13 protein-coding genes are annotated in these 16,046 nt (G+C 71.1%); 9 read left to right on the top strand and 4 right to left on the bottom strand.

The genetic code is table 11. From position 1 onward, the window contains the following. Positions 1 to 5: 5 nt before the first annotated feature. The 6 genes from WCD84_RS06190 to WCD84_RS06165 all read left to right on the top strand — a co-directional run bounded on the left by WCD84_RS06190 (position 6) and on the right by WCD84_RS06165 (position 7,528). On the top strand, positions 6 to 1,181 hold the full coding sequence (locus tag WCD84_RS06190; RefSeq protein WP_343280773.1) for a DUF3426 domain-containing protein: 1,176 nt from the start codon (positions 6 to 8) through the stop codon (positions 1,179 to 1,181). Positions 1,182 to 1,227: 46 nt separating this feature from the next. Beyond that, a complete protein-coding gene (fis, locus tag WCD84_RS06185) occupies positions 1,228 to 1,500 on the top strand; it encodes a DNA-binding transcriptional regulator Fis (RefSeq protein WP_343255794.1) in 273 nt (90 codons plus the stop codon). A 69-nt stretch (positions 1,501 to 1,569) separates the two neighbouring features. Continuing rightward, positions 1,570 to 3,153 carry a bifunctional phosphoribosylaminoimidazolecarboxamide formyltransferase/IMP cyclohydrolase gene (purH, locus tag WCD84_RS06180; protein ID WP_343280772.1) on the top strand — a complete coding sequence of 528 codons (1,584 nt, stop codon included), beginning with the start codon at positions 1,570 to 1,572 and terminating at the stop codon, positions 3,151 to 3,153. A gap of 2 nt (positions 3,154 to 3,155) precedes the next feature. Further along, positions 3,156 to 4,457, top strand: coding sequence for a phosphoribosylamine--glycine ligase (gene purD / locus WCD84_RS06175; protein WP_343280771.1), 1,302 nt, complete (start codon positions 3,156 to 3,158; stop codon positions 4,455 to 4,457). A 28-nt stretch (positions 4,458 to 4,485) separates the two neighbouring features. Next, positions 4,486 to 5,472, top strand: a complete 987-nt coding sequence (locus WCD84_RS06170; protein WP_343255813.1) for an LLM class flavin-dependent oxidoreductase — start codon at positions 4,486 to 4,488, stop codon at positions 5,470 to 5,472. A 145-nt stretch (positions 5,473 to 5,617) separates the two neighbouring features. Beyond that, positions 5,618 to 7,528: an MFS transporter gene (locus WCD84_RS06165; protein ID WP_343280770.1), complete on the top strand. Its 1,911-nt coding sequence runs from the start codon at positions 5,618 to 5,620 to the stop codon at positions 7,526 to 7,528. A 57-nt stretch (positions 7,529 to 7,585) separates the two neighbouring features. Here WCD84_RS06165 and WCD84_RS06160 read toward each other — a convergent pair whose 3' ends face one another. Genes WCD84_RS06160 through WCD84_RS06145 form a run of 4 tightly spaced genes read right to left on the bottom strand, consistent with a single transcriptional unit; the run spans position 7,586 to position 10,588 of the window. Further along, on the bottom strand, positions 7,586 to 8,533 hold the full coding sequence (locus WCD84_RS06160; protein ID WP_343280769.1) for a hypothetical protein: 948 nt from the start codon (positions 8,531 to 8,533) through the stop codon (positions 7,586 to 7,588). 38 nt (positions 8,534 to 8,571) lie between these two features. Further along, entirely contained in the window at positions 8,572 to 9,489 is a 918-nt protein-coding gene (nudC, locus tag WCD84_RS06155; protein ID WP_343255789.1) for an NAD(+) diphosphatase, read from the bottom strand. Next, a complete protein-coding gene (gene erpA, locus WCD84_RS06150) occupies positions 9,486 to 9,860 on the bottom strand; it encodes an iron-sulfur cluster insertion protein ErpA (RefSeq protein ID WP_343255788.1) in 375 nt (124 codons plus the stop codon). Before erpA ends, nudC begins: the two co-directional genes overlap by 4 nt. A gap of 32 nt (positions 9,861 to 9,892) precedes the next feature. Then, on the bottom strand, positions 9,893 to 10,588 hold the full coding sequence (locus WCD84_RS06145) for a DUF6776 family protein (protein WP_343280768.1): 696 nt from the start codon (positions 10,586 to 10,588) through the stop codon (positions 9,893 to 9,895). A 97-nt stretch (positions 10,589 to 10,685) separates the two neighbouring features. On the opposite strand from WCD84_RS06145, the gene WCD84_RS06140 reads away from it, so the two are divergent. From WCD84_RS06140 to WCD84_RS06130, 3 genes are all read left to right on the top strand, one after another. Continuing rightward, on the top strand, positions 10,686 to 11,267 hold the full coding sequence (locus WCD84_RS06140) for a DUF4126 domain-containing protein (protein ID WP_343255786.1): 582 nt from the start codon (positions 10,686 to 10,688) through the stop codon (positions 11,265 to 11,267). Positions 11,268 to 11,374: 107 nt separating this feature from the next. Next, the gene (locus WCD84_RS06135) at positions 11,375 to 13,237 is read left to right on the top strand and encodes an EAL domain-containing protein (RefSeq protein WP_343280767.1); all 1,863 of its coding nucleotides are present in this window, start codon (positions 11,375 to 11,377) and stop codon (positions 13,235 to 13,237) included. 31 nt (positions 13,238 to 13,268) lie between these two features. Then, on the top strand, positions 13,269 to 15,812 hold the full coding sequence (locus tag WCD84_RS06130; protein WP_449280069.1) for an ATP-binding protein: 2,544 nt from the start codon (positions 13,269 to 13,271) through the stop codon (positions 15,810 to 15,812). Positions 15,813 to 16,046: the final 234 nt, after the last annotated feature.

Here is a 16,046-nt window from a genome sequence, read left to right as displayed (position 1 = left end):
GGCACATGTTCGTCAACTGTCCCTCCTGCCGCGGCCTGGTCGCCACCGACCCGGCCAGCGACCTCCCTCCGGAACGCTGTCCGCGCTGCGCGGCACCGCTGCGCGATCTTCCCGGCGGCGCGGTCGCCCCGGTGGGCGATGCCCGCAGCGGCGTGGCGGCGGCGATTTCGGAAGCGTTCGACGGGCCGGCGACAAGCGCCGGGAACCCGGCGGACGACGGCGCTGCACAGCCCGCGATATCGCTCGCCACGCTGCTGCAGGTGCCGGTGACCACGCCCATGCCGAACCCGCCCGCCCTGGCGCATGACGGACCGCCTGAAGCAGCGCCGGACGGGTCTGCTGAAGGTACGGCGGTGCACATGCCGGGAGATGGATCCGGGGCAGCGAATGAAGAGGGGGGCGAGACACCGCTGGCGAGCACGGCGCCGGCGGAGGACCAGGAGCCAGCGGACACCGGTGGGCCAGGCCTGGAACCCGCGCCCGCACCGACACCGGAAGCTGAAGCTGAAGCCGAAGCCGAAACCGAAGCGGAAGCGGAAGCCGAAGCTGCCCCCGCGTCCGGCCCGCGGGAAACCGCCCCTGCGGCCGCCCCTGCGGCCGCGCCGCGGCGCGCCATCGGCCGCACCGCCCCGAGCTTCGCGCGCACCCGGCGCACCGCCATCCCGGAGGCACGCCCGGGCCGCGCCTGGGCGCTGCCCGCCGCCATCGTCGCCCTGGCGCTGCTGCTGTTGCTGCAGTGGCTGCTCGCCGACCGCGCGCGCCTGGCCGCCGACCCGGCCTGGCGGCCCGTGGTCGCGCGCGCCTGCGGGCTGCTGCGCTGCAGCCTGCCACCGTGGCGCGAGCCCACCGCGTTCGTCCTGCTTGAGCGCGACGTGCGTCCGCATCCACAGGCCGCCAATGCGCTGCGCATCGCCGCCAGCTTCCGCAACGACGCCGCCTGGCCGCAGCCCTGGCCCGGGATCGTGCTGACGCTGTCGGACATCGACGGCCGCCCGCTCGGCACGCGCGCATTCACCGCCGCGGAGTACCTCGGCGGCGAGCCGCCCACGGAGCTGCTCGGCAGCGGCCAGGGCGCAATGATCCGCATGGACGTGCTCGAGCCGGGCCCGGGTGCGGTGGGCTTCGCATTCGATTTCCACGATGGCGCCGGGCCGATGGCAGCCGCGCCCGGCGCGCGTTAAACTCGTTTCCGATCGCGCGCTTGCGCGACATGGTCCAGGGGTCCGATTGAACGCCGCCGACAGCAACGAGCCGCAGGCACGCGGCACGCAACGGGCGCCGCTGCGCGAGCACGTGGCGAACTCCGTGCGCCGCTACATCCGCGACCTCGACGGCTGCGATGCGGAAAACCTGTACGACATCGCCCTGCGCGAGCTCGAGATCCCGCTGTTCGTCGAAGTGCTCAACCACTGCGAGGGCAACCAGAGCCGCGCCGCGGCCATGCTCGGCATCCACCGTGCGACCCTGCGCCGCAAGCTGCGCGACTACGGGATTCTCTGATCCGCGCGGCGCCGGGACCAGTCGCGCCCGCGCCGTATAATCACGGGGTCCCCGCTGCCCCCACGTGCAATGACCGTCGATCGCCTGCCCCTGCGCCGGGCCCTGCTGTCGGTATCCGACAAGACCGGCCTGGTTGAACTCGCCCACACGCTCGCCGCGCGCGGCGTCGAGCTGCTCTCCACCGGCGGCACCGCCCGCACCCTGCGCGAGGCCGGCCTGGCGGTGCGCGACGTCGCGGACGCCACCGGCTTTCCGGAAATGATGGATGGCCGGGTCAAGACCCTGCATCCGGTGGTGCACGGCGGCCTGCTGGGGCGCGCGGGCGTTGACGAAGCGGTGATGGCCGAACACGGCATCGGCGCCATCGACCTGCTGGTGCTGAACCTGTATCCCTTCGAATCGGTCACCGCGAACGCCGACTGCACGCTGGCCGACGCCGTCGAGAACATCGACATCGGCGGCCCGGCGATGCTGCGCTCGGCGGCGAAGAACTTCGCGCGCGTGGCGGTCGCCACCGACCCGGCGCAGTACGCAGGCATCGCCGAAGAGCTTGACGCCAACGACGGCGCACTGTCGGCCGCGACCCGTTTCGCGCTGTCGGTGGCGGCGTTCAACCGCGTCGCGCAGTACGACGCGGCGATCGGCAACTACCTGTCGGCGATCGCAGAGGCCGCCGAGGGCGTGCCGGTGCGCAGCGAATTCCCCGCGCAGATGAACGCCAGCGTGGTGAAGGTGATGGACCTGCGCTACGGCGAGAACCCGCACCAGTCGGGCGCCTTCTATCGCGACCTGCATCCGGTGCCGGGGACGCTTGCGACATTCACCCAGCTGCAGGGCAAGGAGCTGAGCTACAACAACCTCGCCGATGCCGATTCGGCCTGGGAGTGCGTACGCCAGTTCGACGCGCCCGCCTGCGTGATCGTCAAGCACGCCAATCCCTGCGGCGTCGCTACCGCCGCCGGCTGTGGAGAGGCCTACGAGCGCGCATATGCCACCGACCCGACCTCGGCCTTCGGCGGCATCCTCGCCTTCAACACCACCCTCGACGCGGCCACGGCGAAGGCGATCCTGGACCGCCAGTTCGTGGAGGTGCTGATCGCGCCGGACTACGAAGCCGCAGCGCTGGACTACTGCGCGAAGAAGGCCAACGTGCGCGTGCTGCGCATCCCGCACGGCGAGGGCCGCAACGCATTCGACAGCAAGCGCATCGGCTCCGGCCTGCTGCTGCAGTCGGCCGACACCCGCGGCATGAGCGCCGATGAATTGAAAGTCGCCACGCGGCGCGCGCCCACCGAAGCCGAGCTGCGCGACCTGCTGTTCGCCTGGCGCGTGGCCAAGTACGTGAAGTCCAACGCCATCGTGTACGCCAGGGACAGCGCCACCGTGGGCGTCGGCGCCGGGCAGATGAGCCGCGTGTACTCCGCGCGCATCGCCGGCATCAAGGCCGCCGACGCAGGGCTTGAGGTGCCGGGTTCGGTGATGGCGTCCGACGCCTTCTTCCCGTTTCGCGACGGGCTTGATGCCGCGGCCGCGGCGGGCATCCGCGCGGTGATCCAGCCGGGTGGTTCGATGCGCGACGCCGAAGTGATCGCAGCGGCCGACGAGCACGACATCGCGATGGTGTTCACCGGCGTCAGGCACTTCAGGCATTGACCATGAAAGTCCTCGTCATCGGTTCCGGCGGCCGCGAACACGCGCTGGCGTGGAAGCTGGCGCAGTCGCCGCGAGTGGCCGAAGTGCTGGTCGCGCCCGGCAACGCCGGCACCGCGACGGAAGCGCGCTGCCGCAACGTCGACATCAAGGCCAGCGACATCGAAGCGCTGCTGGCGCTGGCCCGCGACGAGGGCGTGGCCTTCACCGTGGTCGGCCCCGAAGTGCCGCTGGTGGCCGGCATCGCCGATCGTTTCCAGGCCGCCGGCCTGCGCATCTTCGGGCCCGGCGCGGCGGCCGCGCAGCTCGAGGGCAGCAAGGCCTTCGCCAAGGATTTCCTTGCCCGCCACGGCATCCCGACCGCGCACTACGCGGTGTTCACCGCACTCGAACCCGCGCTGGCGCACCTGCGCGACACCGGCGCGCCGATCGTGGTCAAGGCCGACGGCCTGGCCGCGGGCAAGGGCGTGATCGTGGCGATGACACTGGATGAAGCCGAGGCCGCGGTGCGCGACATGCTCGGCGGCAATGCCTTCGGCGAAGCCGGCGCGCGCGTGGTGATCGAAGAATTCCTCGATGGCGAAGAAGCCAGCTTCATCGCCATGGTCGACGGCGGCTTTGCACTGCCGATGGCCACCAGCCAGGACCACAAGCGCGTGGGCGACGGCGATACCGGCCCCAACACCGGCGGCATGGGCGCGTATTCGCCGGCACCGGTGGTCACGCCCGAGGTCCACGCACGGATCATGCGCGAGGTGATCGGGCCGACCGTGGCCGGCATGGCCGCCGACGGCGTGCCCTTCACCGGATTCCTCTATGCCGGGCTGATGATCGACACCGACGGCGCGCCGAAGGTCATCGAGTTCAACGTGCGCTTCGGCGACCCGGAAACGCAGCCGATCATGATGCGCCTGCGCTCGGACTTCGCCACGCTGGTCGAGGCCGGCATCGACGGCGCGCTTGAAGGCGTCGAAGTCGACTGGGATCCGCGCCCCGCGCTGGGCATCGTGATGGCGGCCGAAGGCTATCCGGCCGCGCCACGCACCGGCGATCCGATCAAGGCCCGGGACGTGCAGGACATGCCTGACACCAAGGTGTTCCACGCCGGCAGCCGCATCCAAGGCGAACACGCGGTGACCGCGGGTGGCCGCGTACTCTGCGTCTGCGCGCTGGGCGACAGCGTGGCCGATGCGCAGCAGCGCGCCCATGCCGCCGTCGCCGGAATTTCCTGGCCCGGCGAGTTCCACCGCAACGACATCGGCTGGCGCGCAATCGCGCGCGAGCGCGGACCTATCCCCCAGGCCTGACCGGCCGCGACAGGAGCCCCCCATGACCATGCCCCGCCTCTCGATCCTCGAACTCGGCCGCGTGCGCGAGGGTGGCGACATCCGCACCGCGCTCGACGAAGCCCGCGAGCTCGCCCGCCAGGCCGAAGGCTGGGGCTACGAGCGCTTCTGGATCGCCGAGCACCACAACATGCCGGCGGTGAGCACGGCGGCGACTTCGCTGGTGATCGCCCACGTTGCCGGCGGCAGCACGAAGATCCGCGTCGGCGCCGGCGGCATCATGCTGCCCAACCACGCGCCGTACGTGATCGCCGAGCAGTTCGGGACGCTGGCCACGCTGTTTCCCGGCCGCATCGACCTTGGCCTGGGGCGCGCGCCGGGCACCGACCAGGTCACCGTGCGCGCGCTGCGCCGCGACCCCGCCAGCAGCGATCGTTTCCCGCAGGACGTGCAGGAGCTGCAGGCCTGGCTGTCGCCGACGCGCCCCGGCCAGCGCGTGGAGGCCGTTCCCGGTTCGGGGACCGAAGTGCCGCTGTGGATCCTCGGTTCCAGCCTGTTCGGTGCCCAGCTCGCGGCCGAGCTCGGACTGCCCTTCGGCTTCGCCTCGCACTTCGCGCCGCAGATGCTCGACCAGGCGCTGTCGATCTACCGCAGCCGCTTCCAGCCTTCCGCGCAGCTCGACAAGCCGTATGCGCTGGTGGGCGTGAACGTGATCGCCGCGCCGACCGACGAGGAAGCGAAGTTCCTCGCCACCTCGCAGCAGATGTCGTTCGCCGGCATCTTCCGCGGCGCCCGCGACCTCACCAAGCCGCCGATCGACGACATCGAACAGTACTGGACGCCGCAGGAAAAGGCCCAGGCCTCGCACATGCTCGCGCACAGCATCTACGGCGGCCCCGACACCGTGCGCGAAGGGCTCAAGGCGCTGATGGAGCGCACCCGGGCCGACGAGCTGATGGTGGTCTCCGACGTGTTCGACTTCAACCACCGCCTTCGCTCGTTCCAGGCGGTCTCCGAAATCGCCTCGACCCTGTAACCCCCCACGAAACTCCTGTAGGAGCAGCTATAGCTGCGATCGTGAAGCATCGGTCGCAGCTATAGCTGCTCCTACCAAGCCGGTGTTGGCGATGGCCGGCTTGGCGGGCTTGCGCTAGGCTCGCCGCACACCATCCGGGGTCCGCATGGCCTACTCCCAGTTCGAGCTGCTGCGCCAGCGGCGCTTCCTGCCCTACTTCGCCGTGCAGGCGCTGGGCGCGTTCAACGACAACGTCTACCGGCAGGCCATCATCGGCCTGCTGTTCTACATGGGCGTGGACAGCGAACAGCGCACGCTCTACACCAACCTCGCACCGGCGCTGTTCATCGCACCCTACTTCCTGTTCTCGGCCATCGCGGGGCAGTTCGCCGAGAAGCTGGAGAAGCAGCGCCTGATCGTGATCACCACGGCGATGGAGATCGGGATCATGACGCTCGCCGGCGTCGGCTTCCTGCTCGGCAACATGCCGCTGCTGCTGGTGGCCCTGTTCGCGACCGGCATGCAGTCGACGCTGTTCGGCCCGGTGAAGTACTCGATCCTGCCGGCGGTGCTCAAGCCCGAGGAGCTCACCGGCGGCAACGGCCTGGTGGAGATGGGCACGTCGCTGTCGATCCTCGCCGGCATGATCTACGGCGGGCTGATCTTCCAGGTCGCGGGCACCTGGGGCGCGGAAGCGGCCGCGGCCTCGGTGGTCGCGCTGGCGGTCACCGGCAACCTGGTCGCGCGGCTGATCCCGCGGGTGGATGCCGGTGCGCCGGAGCTCAAGGTCAACTGGAACCCGGTGCCGGAATCGATCCGCATCTGGAAGCTCACCCGGCGCACGCCGGCGGTGCGCAACGCCATCCTCGGCGTGTCCTGGTTCTGGTTCGTGGGCACGGTGCTCACCGCGCAGCTGCCCAACTATGCCGAGCTGCACCTGGGCGCGGCGGAGCGTTCGACCAGCCTGTACATCTTCGGGCTGGCGCTGTTCTCGGTGGGCGTGGGCGTGGGCTCGCTGCTGTGCGAAAAGCTGTCCGCGCGCACGGTCGAGATCGGCCTGGTGCCGCTGGGCGCGCTGGGCATCAGCGCCTTCATGCTGGACCTCTACTTCGCGCGCAGCGGGCTGGCGCCGCAGGCCGGGCTCGACATCGCCGGCTTCCTTGCCGGCGACCACGGATGGCGCATCGCGATCGACCTCACCGGCATCGGCTTCTCCTGCGGGCTGTTCATCGTGCCGCTGTTCGCGCTGATCCAGAGCCGTACGCCAAAGCACGAGATGGCACGCGTGTTCGCCGGGCTCAACATCCAGAACTCCGCCTTCATCGTCACCGCGGCGGTCACGGGGCTGGTGCTGCAGCAGGTGCTGGGCTGGAGCATCCCGCAGGTGTTCCTGGCGGTGTCGATCGCCAACCTGCTGGTGGCCACCTGGATCTTCACCATCGTGCCCGAGTTCGCGATGCGCTTCGTCAGCTGGCTGCTGGTGCGCACGCTGTACCGGCTGGAGCTGCACGGCATCGAGCGTCACGTGCCCGACGAGGGCGCGGCGCTGCTGGTCAGCAACCACGTCAGCTACATGGACGCGCTGATCCTGGCGGCGAGCATCCCGCGGCCGGTGCGCTTTGTCATGTACTACCGGATCTTCCAGATCCCGGTGATGCGATGGATCTTCAAGGCCGCCGGCGCGATCCCAATCGCGAGCCCGAAGGAGGACGCGGCGATGATGCAGCGCGCGTTCGACAGCATCGACGCGGCGCTGGCCGAGGGCGAACTGGTGCTGATCTTCCCTGAGGGCCGGCTGACGGCGGACGGCGATATCGCTCCGTTCAAATCGGGGGTCGAACGCATCCTTGAACGCCGCCCGGTGCCGGTGGTGCCGATGGCGCTGCGCGGGATGTGGAGCAGCATGTGGAGCCGGCGCAGCGCGTCGGCCGCAAGCGGACGCCTGGGCCTGATGCGCGTGCCGCGCCGCTTCCGCGCGCACGTCGCGGTGATGGCGGACGCGCCGATTCCCGGCGCCGTCGCCGACGCCCCGATGCTGGAGGCAAGGGTGCGTTCCCTGCGGGGCGACAACCCCTGATCTCCGATGCGGCGATCGTGTGTGGGAGCGGCTATAGCCGCTCCCACGAAAGCCGGGTCAGTTGACCCAGCCGGCTACGACGAACAGGGCCAGCAGGGCAAGCCAGGCGAGGAGGACGCGCCAGACCAGTGACATGGCGTCGCGCATCGCCTGGTCCAGCGGGGCCTCGAGCGCCGTGGCCATGGGCACCGCCAGCGGCGGCACGCCGGCGTCGCCGGGTTCGACCCCGGCCTCCACCGACCCGACCTCCCGGACCGCGTCGTCGAGCTCACGACGCACGCTCGCGCGCCCGGCCGCGGCCAGCACGTCGACTCCCTCCGCCAGGCCGGTGCCGCCGGCGGCCTTCCAGGCCGACACCACCACGTCGAAGTTGCCCACCAGCGCCAGCGACAGCGCCATCAGCTGCGCCACCGGCCAGTCCAGCAGCACCAGCAGCCTGCGTGCGCCCTCCACCGTGCCGGCGGGCAGGTACAGCGCCGGCTCGTCCTCCGCGGCAATCGCGACCAGCCGGTACAGCAGCGCGCCCACCGCGCCCAGCAGCACGAACCAGAACAGCACGCCGAACCAGCGCCTCAGCGCCGCGATGAAGACGCGGCCGACCTCGTCACCGGCGTCGGCGGCTCCGGCCGCGGCCGGCGGCCGCAGGCGTGCAAGCGCTTCGCGGCGCTCGGCGGAATCGTCCGCATCGACCACCGCGGCCACGTCGACATCGAGATCCCGCGGCCCCCAGGCGTAGAACACCACGGCCACGCCGAACACCAGCGACGGCAGCCCGAAGGCCACGCCGTGCAGCAGCCACTGCAGGAAACCGACCGCCAGCACCACCGGGACCAGCGCCAGCAGCAGGCCCCAGCGCCCGCGCCAGAACGCGTCCTCGCGGAAGCGACCGTCGAGCCAGCGCAGCAGGGCGCGATACCAGCCGTCATCGCGGACGGCGGCGGCAAACCAGGGCGCCAGGTGCCCGAGCACCAGGGCAACCACTACCGCGAACAGGGTCGGAAACATGGCCTGATTCTAGCGCCAGCGGGCGGCGGCGACCGCCCTCACCCGCGGCCGTGCCAGCGTTCGATCAGCCAGCGCGAGATCGAAATGGTCGGTGACAGCAGCAGCCCGTCGGGGCCGGACTCGCCGCGCAGCGCGGCGCCGACGTCGTCACGGCTGAACCAGCGCGCATCCTCGAGCTCGTCGCTCAGGCACTGCGGCACGTCCGCTGCGGCCTCAGCCTCGAAGCCCAGCATCAGCGACGACGGGAACGGCCACGGCTGCGAGGCCAGGTAGCGGCAGCCGAGCACGCGCACCGCCGATTCCTCGAACACCTCGCGCACGACCGTTTGCTCCAGCGACTCGCCCGGTTCGACGAAGCCGGCCAGCACCGAATAGCGCCGCGGCGCCCAGCCCGGGCCGCGCCCGAGCAGCAGGCGCTCGCCGTCGCTCACCGAGACGATCACCGCCGGATCGGTGCGCGGATAGTGTTCGAGCCCGCAGCCGCCGCAGTAGCCAAGCCAGCCCGCGCGCCGGTACTCGAGTGCCCCGCCGCATGCCCCGCAATACCGGTGCCGCGCGCGCCAGTGCAGCACGGCGCGCGCCTGGGCGAAGGCGGTGGCCTCGAAATCCGGCCACTGCGCGGCCGCGCTGCGCAGGTCGACGCAGGACGGCGGCGCCGGGTCCACGGCTCCGCGCGCAGCGGGACCGCGGGCGTCTTCAGCGCGCACCGCGAACCAGCCCTCATCGCCGCGCAGTCCCAGGAACAGGGCCGCGCCGGGCCCGTCGGCAAGATCCACCGCCGGCGGCGCAAGCAGCGAGCCATCGGCCGCCGCCCACGCCCGGCCCTCGGCATCGAGCACGAGCGCACGCCCGGCCGCCCACAGCCGGGCCAGGGCGGCGCTGTCGTCACGGATGTTCTCGGCGCGATCCAGCGGCGCCTCGACGAAGGCGAACGGCGCCGCGCGCCGCGGGCTCATGCGGTGAAGCTGCTGCCGCAGCCGCAGGTCGACTTCGCGTTCGGGTTGCGGATGGTGAACTGCGCGCCATGCAGGCTCTCGACATAATCGACCGCCGCGCCCATCAGGTACTGCAGGCTCAGCGGGTCGACCAGCAGGGTCACGCCGTCGGTCGCCACCGCGAGGTCGTCATCGCCCTGCTCTTCGTCGAACTCGAAGCCGTACTGGAAGCCCGAGCAGCCGCCGCCCTGGATGTAGACGCGCAGCTTGAGGGCGTCGTTGCCCTCTTCGGCGATCAGCTCGCGGACCTTGGCCGCGGCCGAGGGGGTGAACTCCAGCGGGCGGTCAAGCGACTGGTAGCCGGGGGCGGAAAGATCGATGGTGGTGCTCATGCCATCAAGCATGGGGGGTGGGGCCGCGGGCTTCAAGCGTCCGGCGCGGAACGGGGCGTCGCCGCAGTGGCCTCGGCCCAGGTGAAGGACTCCTCCACCGCCTGGCCGCGCGGTGGTGCCAGGCGCACGATCACGCGGAGCGGCTTGAATCCTTCCGGAACCATCAGGTCGCCGTCGACCTGCTGGAAGTACTTGAACGAATACTCCACGCCCGGCGCATCGTCGGCCTGGCGCAGGGCGGTCCAGTCCAGGCGCTCCAGGCTGTCGTTGCGCGAGCCTTCCACTTCGATGGTCAGGTGCCCGCTGCTCACCGCCGCCCGGTTCAGGGTCTGGGTGAGGGTGGCGGTGAAGTGCCAAGCACCTTCGCCCTGCGACTGCAGGCGCAGGCCGTGCACGGTCAGGCCGCGGCGCTGGCTGGTGCTGCCGACCAGGCGCTCGTAGAAGGCCACGTCCGCGCGCAGGGCGGAGATCTCCTCGTCGCGTTCGGCCAGCGCGACCTGCAGGTCGCCGTTGGCCTCGCGGCTGACCTGGTCGGAGCGCGCGAGCGTCGCGACTTCCTGGCGCAGGCCGTCGATTTCAGCGCGCAGCGCGGCATCGTCGCTGCGGCCGGTGCCGTTGAACACCGTCCAGGCGCCCCAGGCGCCGAGCAGCAGGCAGGCCGCGAGCACGGCCATCAGGACGAGGTGCGCGCGCGGATGCGGATGTTCGGGCGGTGGCGTGTCCGGCATTCCCGCATGGTAACGCGCGCGCCTGAGCGTCGGGCGAACGGGGTGGTGCATATACTTCGCGCCACCGCAGTCGATCGCAGCCCGATGGAGCACGGCCATGTCCGAAGCCCAACTGTTCGCCGCCGGCGTCCTGCTTGCCTGGCTGGCCGGCATCCGCGTCTACCTCACGGTGTTCGGCGTTGGCGTGGCCGGCGCCCTGGGCTGGCTGGAGTTGCCGTCCGCACTCGAAGTCACGGCATCGCCATGGGTGCTGGGCATCTCCGGCGTGCTGGCGCTGGTCGAGTTCTTCGCCGACAAGATCCCGGGCGTCGACTCCGGCTGGGACCTGCTGCAGACGCTTGCGCGGGTGCCGGCCGGCGCCTTCCTGGCCGCGGCCGCGCTCTCGCCGGACGGCGACCTGTCGGCCGGCATGCTCGCCACCGGGGCTGGCGTCGCCCTCGGCAGCCATGCACTGAAAGCGGGCAGCCGGGTGCTCATCAATGCGTCCCCGGAACCGCTCAGCAACTGGGGGGCCTCGGCCACCGAAGACGTCGCCGCGATCGGCCTGCTGGCCCTGGCCCTGGCCAACCCGCTGCTGGCCCTGGGGATCGCGCTGGCACTGAGCCTGCTGCTCGCCCTGGGCCTGTGGTGGCTCTGGCGGCGAGTGTTCCGGCGCCGGCCGGCGACCGCGCCGGGCTGAGCGCGACCGGCATCGCAGGACCACGGCGCCGGTTCGTTGTAGGCTTGGCGATTCGGGGGAGCGCAAGGTGCGCCACGCCTCCGCCCTGCTTACGGAGGTCTCCCGCAGTGAGCGCAGCAACCGGCACCCGGACCGCGGCCGACACGGACCAGGCAGCGCCCTTGCCCGGTGCGACCGTCCGCGCCGAGTTCCCGCCCGCCGGCTACTGGCGCCGCTGGTGCGAGGACGCCGCGCCGCCGGTCACCGTTCGCGTCGATGCGCCCGCGGCCGAACCACCGCCCCCCGCGGTCACGCCACCGGTCGCCGCCGACGGCAGCACCGAGGCGCCCTACCGCGTGCTGGTGGTCGAGGACGACCTCAGCCAGGCGCTGTTCGCCGAAAGCGTGCTCAGCGGCGCCGGCATGCAGGCGGCGGTGGTGTCGGTGGCCACCGAAGTCATGGCCTCGCTCGGGACCTTCCGTCCCGACCTGGTGCTGATGGACCTGCACATGCCGGGCATGGACGGCGTCGAGCTCACCAACCTCATCCGCGAGGATCCGGCCTACGGCCACGTGCCGATCGTCTTCCTGACCGGCGACCTCGACCCGGAGCGCCAGCTCGAAGTGCTCGAGGTCGGCGCCGACGACTTCCTCACCAAGCCGGTGCGGCCACGGCACCTGATCGCCGCCGTGCAGAGCCGCGTGCGCCGTGCGCGCATGCTGCAGCGCGAGCGCAGCGGCGGCGGCCGCCACCCGGTCACCGGCCTGTTCACCCGTTCGCACATGCTGCAGCGCCTGAACTCGATGATTCCCGGCGACGGCAAGGGTGCGCTGTTCATGGTCGAGATCGCCGGCATCGGCGTCCTGCGCGACCGTTATGGCTACAGCGGGCTCGAACAGCTGCTCACCGACGCCGCCGCCCGGATCGGCGAAGCCGCCTCGGGCCACGCCGTGTCGCGCCTGAGCGACAGCATCTACCTGATCCACGCCGCCAGCCTCGAACCCGGGCAGCTGCCCGAAAGCGCCCGCGCGCTGCGGGATGCGCTCGGCCGCGAAGGCTTCAGCGCGAACGACGAGCCGGTGCGCCTGCGCGCCTTCGTCGGCTACACCACCCTGGCCCACGCCTATGGCGATGCCAGCAGCGCGCTGGCCGCCGCCGAGCGCGCGCTGCGCGAGGCCCGCGCCCAGCCCACCGCCGTCGCCGGCTACCAGCCCCCGCGCCAGCGCGACCACGACCAGGCGATGGCCGAATCAGTGCGCCAGGCGCTGGCCGACAACCGCTTCGAACTGGCGTTCCAGCCGGTGGTGGCGGTGGCCGGTGGCGAAGACGCGCAGTTCCAGACCCTGCTGCGGATGCGCAGCACCGACGGCACGCTGCTGGCCGCGGCCGACTTCCTGCCCGCCGCCGACGCCGCCGACCTGATGCACGACATCGATGCGCGCGTGCTCGAACTGGCGGTGACCGTGCTGCACCAGCGCACCGCCGAAGGCCGGCCGGTGCGCCTGTTCGTTTCGCAGTCGGCGCGCAGCCTGGCCCGCGACGGCCACGCAGACCACGTGCTGGGGATGCTGGCCGCCTACGGCATCGAGGGTGCGCGGATGGTGATCGACGTGCGCCAGGACGAAGCCCTGATCCACGCCCTGGCGCTGCGCGAATTCTGCGACGCCATGGTGCCCGCCGGGGTGCAGCTGTGCCTCGGCCAGTACCAGTCCGGCCGCGAATCCGACGCCCTGCTCGCGCAGCTGCCGCTGGGCTACGTGCGGCTGGGTTCGCGCTACGCGCAGAAGCTCGACGATCCGGCGGTGCGCGATGAAATGCGCCAGGCCATCGAGCGCGCGCACCGCCTGGGCCTGTGCGTCATCGGCCAGCAGGTGGAGGATCCGCAGGCCGCGGCCACGCTCTGGATGAGCGGGGTCGACTTCATCCAGGGCAACCTGGTGCAGCAGGCCGCGGGAGAAATGGACTTCGACTTCCACCACTCGGTGCTCTGAGATGCTGACACGCGGACGACCCTCGGCAATCATGTTCCGCTGGCTCGCGCTGGGCGCGGCTGCGGGCGCGGCACTCTCCCTGGTGCTCGAAGCCCTCGGCTTCATAGGGCCCTGGCAGCACGCGACCCTGGTGCTGGTGTTGCTGGTGCTGTTCGCGGTCATCGCCATCCACGTCAGCGTGCGCCGCCGCGACCAGGAAATGGACGAAGCCGACGAGCGCGCGCGCCGCGACGAAGCGGTGATGGAGCAGCTGCAGGCGCAGATCGAGCAGCACACCCAGCTCGAAACCCAGATGCGCCAGGCCAAGCAGGCGGCGGAGTCGGCGGTGATGGCCAAGGGCGAGTTCCTGGCCACCATGAGCCACGAGATCCGCACCCCGCTCAATGGCATCGTGCCGATGCTGGACCTGCTGATGCACGCCCGCCTGGCGCCCGACCACGCCGAGCTGGTGCGCACCGCGTACACCTCGTCGCAGCAGATGCTGCGCATCGTCGACGACATCCTCGACTACTCCAAGCTCGAGGCCGACAAGCTCGAACTCGAAAGCACCGGCTTCAACCTGCGCGAACTGCTTGAAGGCGTGATGCAGCTGATGGATCGCCCGGCCCAGGGCAAGGGCCTGCGCATGAGCCTGAACATCGACCCGGCCGTGCGCCTGGCCGTGCGCGGCGACCCGGTGCGCCTGCGCCAGGTGCTGGGCAACCTGGTGTCGAACGCAGTGAAGTTCACCGAACGCGGCTCGGTGTCGATGACGGTGCGCCGCAACGGCGAGACCGCCGCCCAGCACCAGCTGCGTTTCGAAGTGCGCGACACCGGCATCGGGATCCCGGCCAGCTCGCAATCGCGCCTGTTCCAGGCCTTCAGCCAGGCCGACGCCTCCACCACCCGCCTGTACGGCGGCACCGGCCTGGGCCTGGCGATCTCCAAGCGCATCGTCGACCTGATGGGCGGCCGCATCGGCGTGGAGTCCGAAGCCGGCCATGGCGCTACCTTCTGGTTCGAGATCCCGCTGCTCAAGGCCGCCGGCGACATGCCCAACAACCTTGACGACCACACCGCGCGCGGCCGCCTGCTGCTGCTCAGCGCCGACCCGCGCCTGCGCCTGCGGCTGTCGATGCTGCTGCCCAACTGGGGCCTGCGCGTGAGCGCGGTCGAGAACACCCAGGAAGCCCTCGACCGCCTGCGCGCGGCCTCCAACCAGGGCGCGCCCTGGGCCTACTCCCTCGTGCTGGCGGATCTTGCCGGCATGCGCAGCACCGCGGTGGCCCTGCACCGCAACCTTGGCCGCCAGGCCGTCTACGGCGACCTCAAGCTGGTCTGCCTGTACGGGGACGACCCGGTCCCCGAAGAACTGCAACGCAGCGTCACCCTCCTCAGCCGGCAGTCCCCCGACGCCGACCTCCGTGCCGCCCTGCTGGGCGGGAACGCCACACAGGCACCGGACTCCGTCAGGGAACCAACCTCCATGGCAAACGCCATCGCATCCTCATTGCCCTCGGCCCCGATCCGCGCCGCGCGCGTGCTGCTGGTCGAAGACAACCCCGTGAACCTGATGGTCGGGCAGCGCCTGCTGTCGGTGCTCGGCATCACCTGCGACACCGCCAGCAACGGCGAAGCCGCTCTGCTGCGCATGGAAGCCTCGCGCTACGACGTCGTGCTGATGGACTGCCAGATGCCGGTGATGGACGGCTACACCGCCACCCGTCGCTGGCGCGAGATGGAGCAGGACGCCGCCGACGGCCGCCACGTGCCGATCATCGCCATGACCGCCAACGCCATGGCCGGCGATCGCCAGAAGTGCCTGGACGCCGGCATGGACGACTACCTCGCCAAGCCGGTGACCCGCAGCGAGCTGGAGCGCACGCTGGCGCGCTGGTGGAACGCCGAAGCGGCCGCGGCCGCCGCCCAGCGCGAAGCCTACGAGGTTGATCCGGAGACTGGCGAGATGATCGGCTACGACGATCACATTGCCGGCGCCGGAAGCGGGGACGCCGAAATACAGGTGGAGTTCGTCGACGGGATTCCGCCGGTGGCCGGGCCGGATGACGAGGCCGATGACATGCCGACGACGACGCTCGATGCCGGCACGGAGTGGGGGGGGCGACCGGCTCTCGCGGGTGCGGGTGCGGGTGCGCAGGCTCCCGCGGACGCAGCGCCTGCACCGGCATTCGCGGCACCGGCATTCACGGCACCGCCACCCACGCTGCCACCCACGCCGCCACCCGTGCTGCCACCCGTGCTCGACCACGAGATCCTTGAAGAGCTGCGCGTCATGCTTGGCGGCGACCTCGATCACCTGATCGACGTCTTCCTGGCGGACACGCCGCGCCTGGTAGGCACCATGGAACAGGCCGCCACCGGCCCCGACTACGACGCCCTGCGCGACGCCGCGCATTCGCTGAAGTCATCCAGCGCCAACCTGGGTGCGATGTCACTGTCGGCCGCGGCCAAGCGCGTCGAGCTGGGCGCCCGCGAGCGCCTGCTCGAGCGCCCCGCCGTGGCGGTGGCGCTGGTGGCCAACGAGTTCAACCGGGCACGCGCGGCGCTGAAGGCCGCAAGCGCGGCACAGGCCTGAGCCAATCGCGGCTATAGCCGCTCCCACAAGACCGGCCGGTGGCCCGACCGCAACCGACGGATCAGCTGCCCATCTTCCCTGTAGGAGCAGCCATAGCTGCGATCAGCCGCACACCTTCCCTGTAGGAGCAGCTACAGCTGCGATCAGCCGCCCATCCTCCCTGTAGGAGCAGCTATAGCTGCGATCAGCTACCCATCTTCCCTGTAGGGGCAGCCATAGCTGCGATCAGCTGCC

Source organism: Luteimonas changyuni (genome assembly GCF_039548395.1).
In the GTDB taxonomy this organism is placed as follows: Bacteria; Pseudomonadota; Gammaproteobacteria; order Xanthomonadales; family Xanthomonadaceae; genus Luteimonas.
Note: the sequence above shows the minus strand (reverse complement) of the source record. Positions and strands in the feature narration are given on the sequence as shown.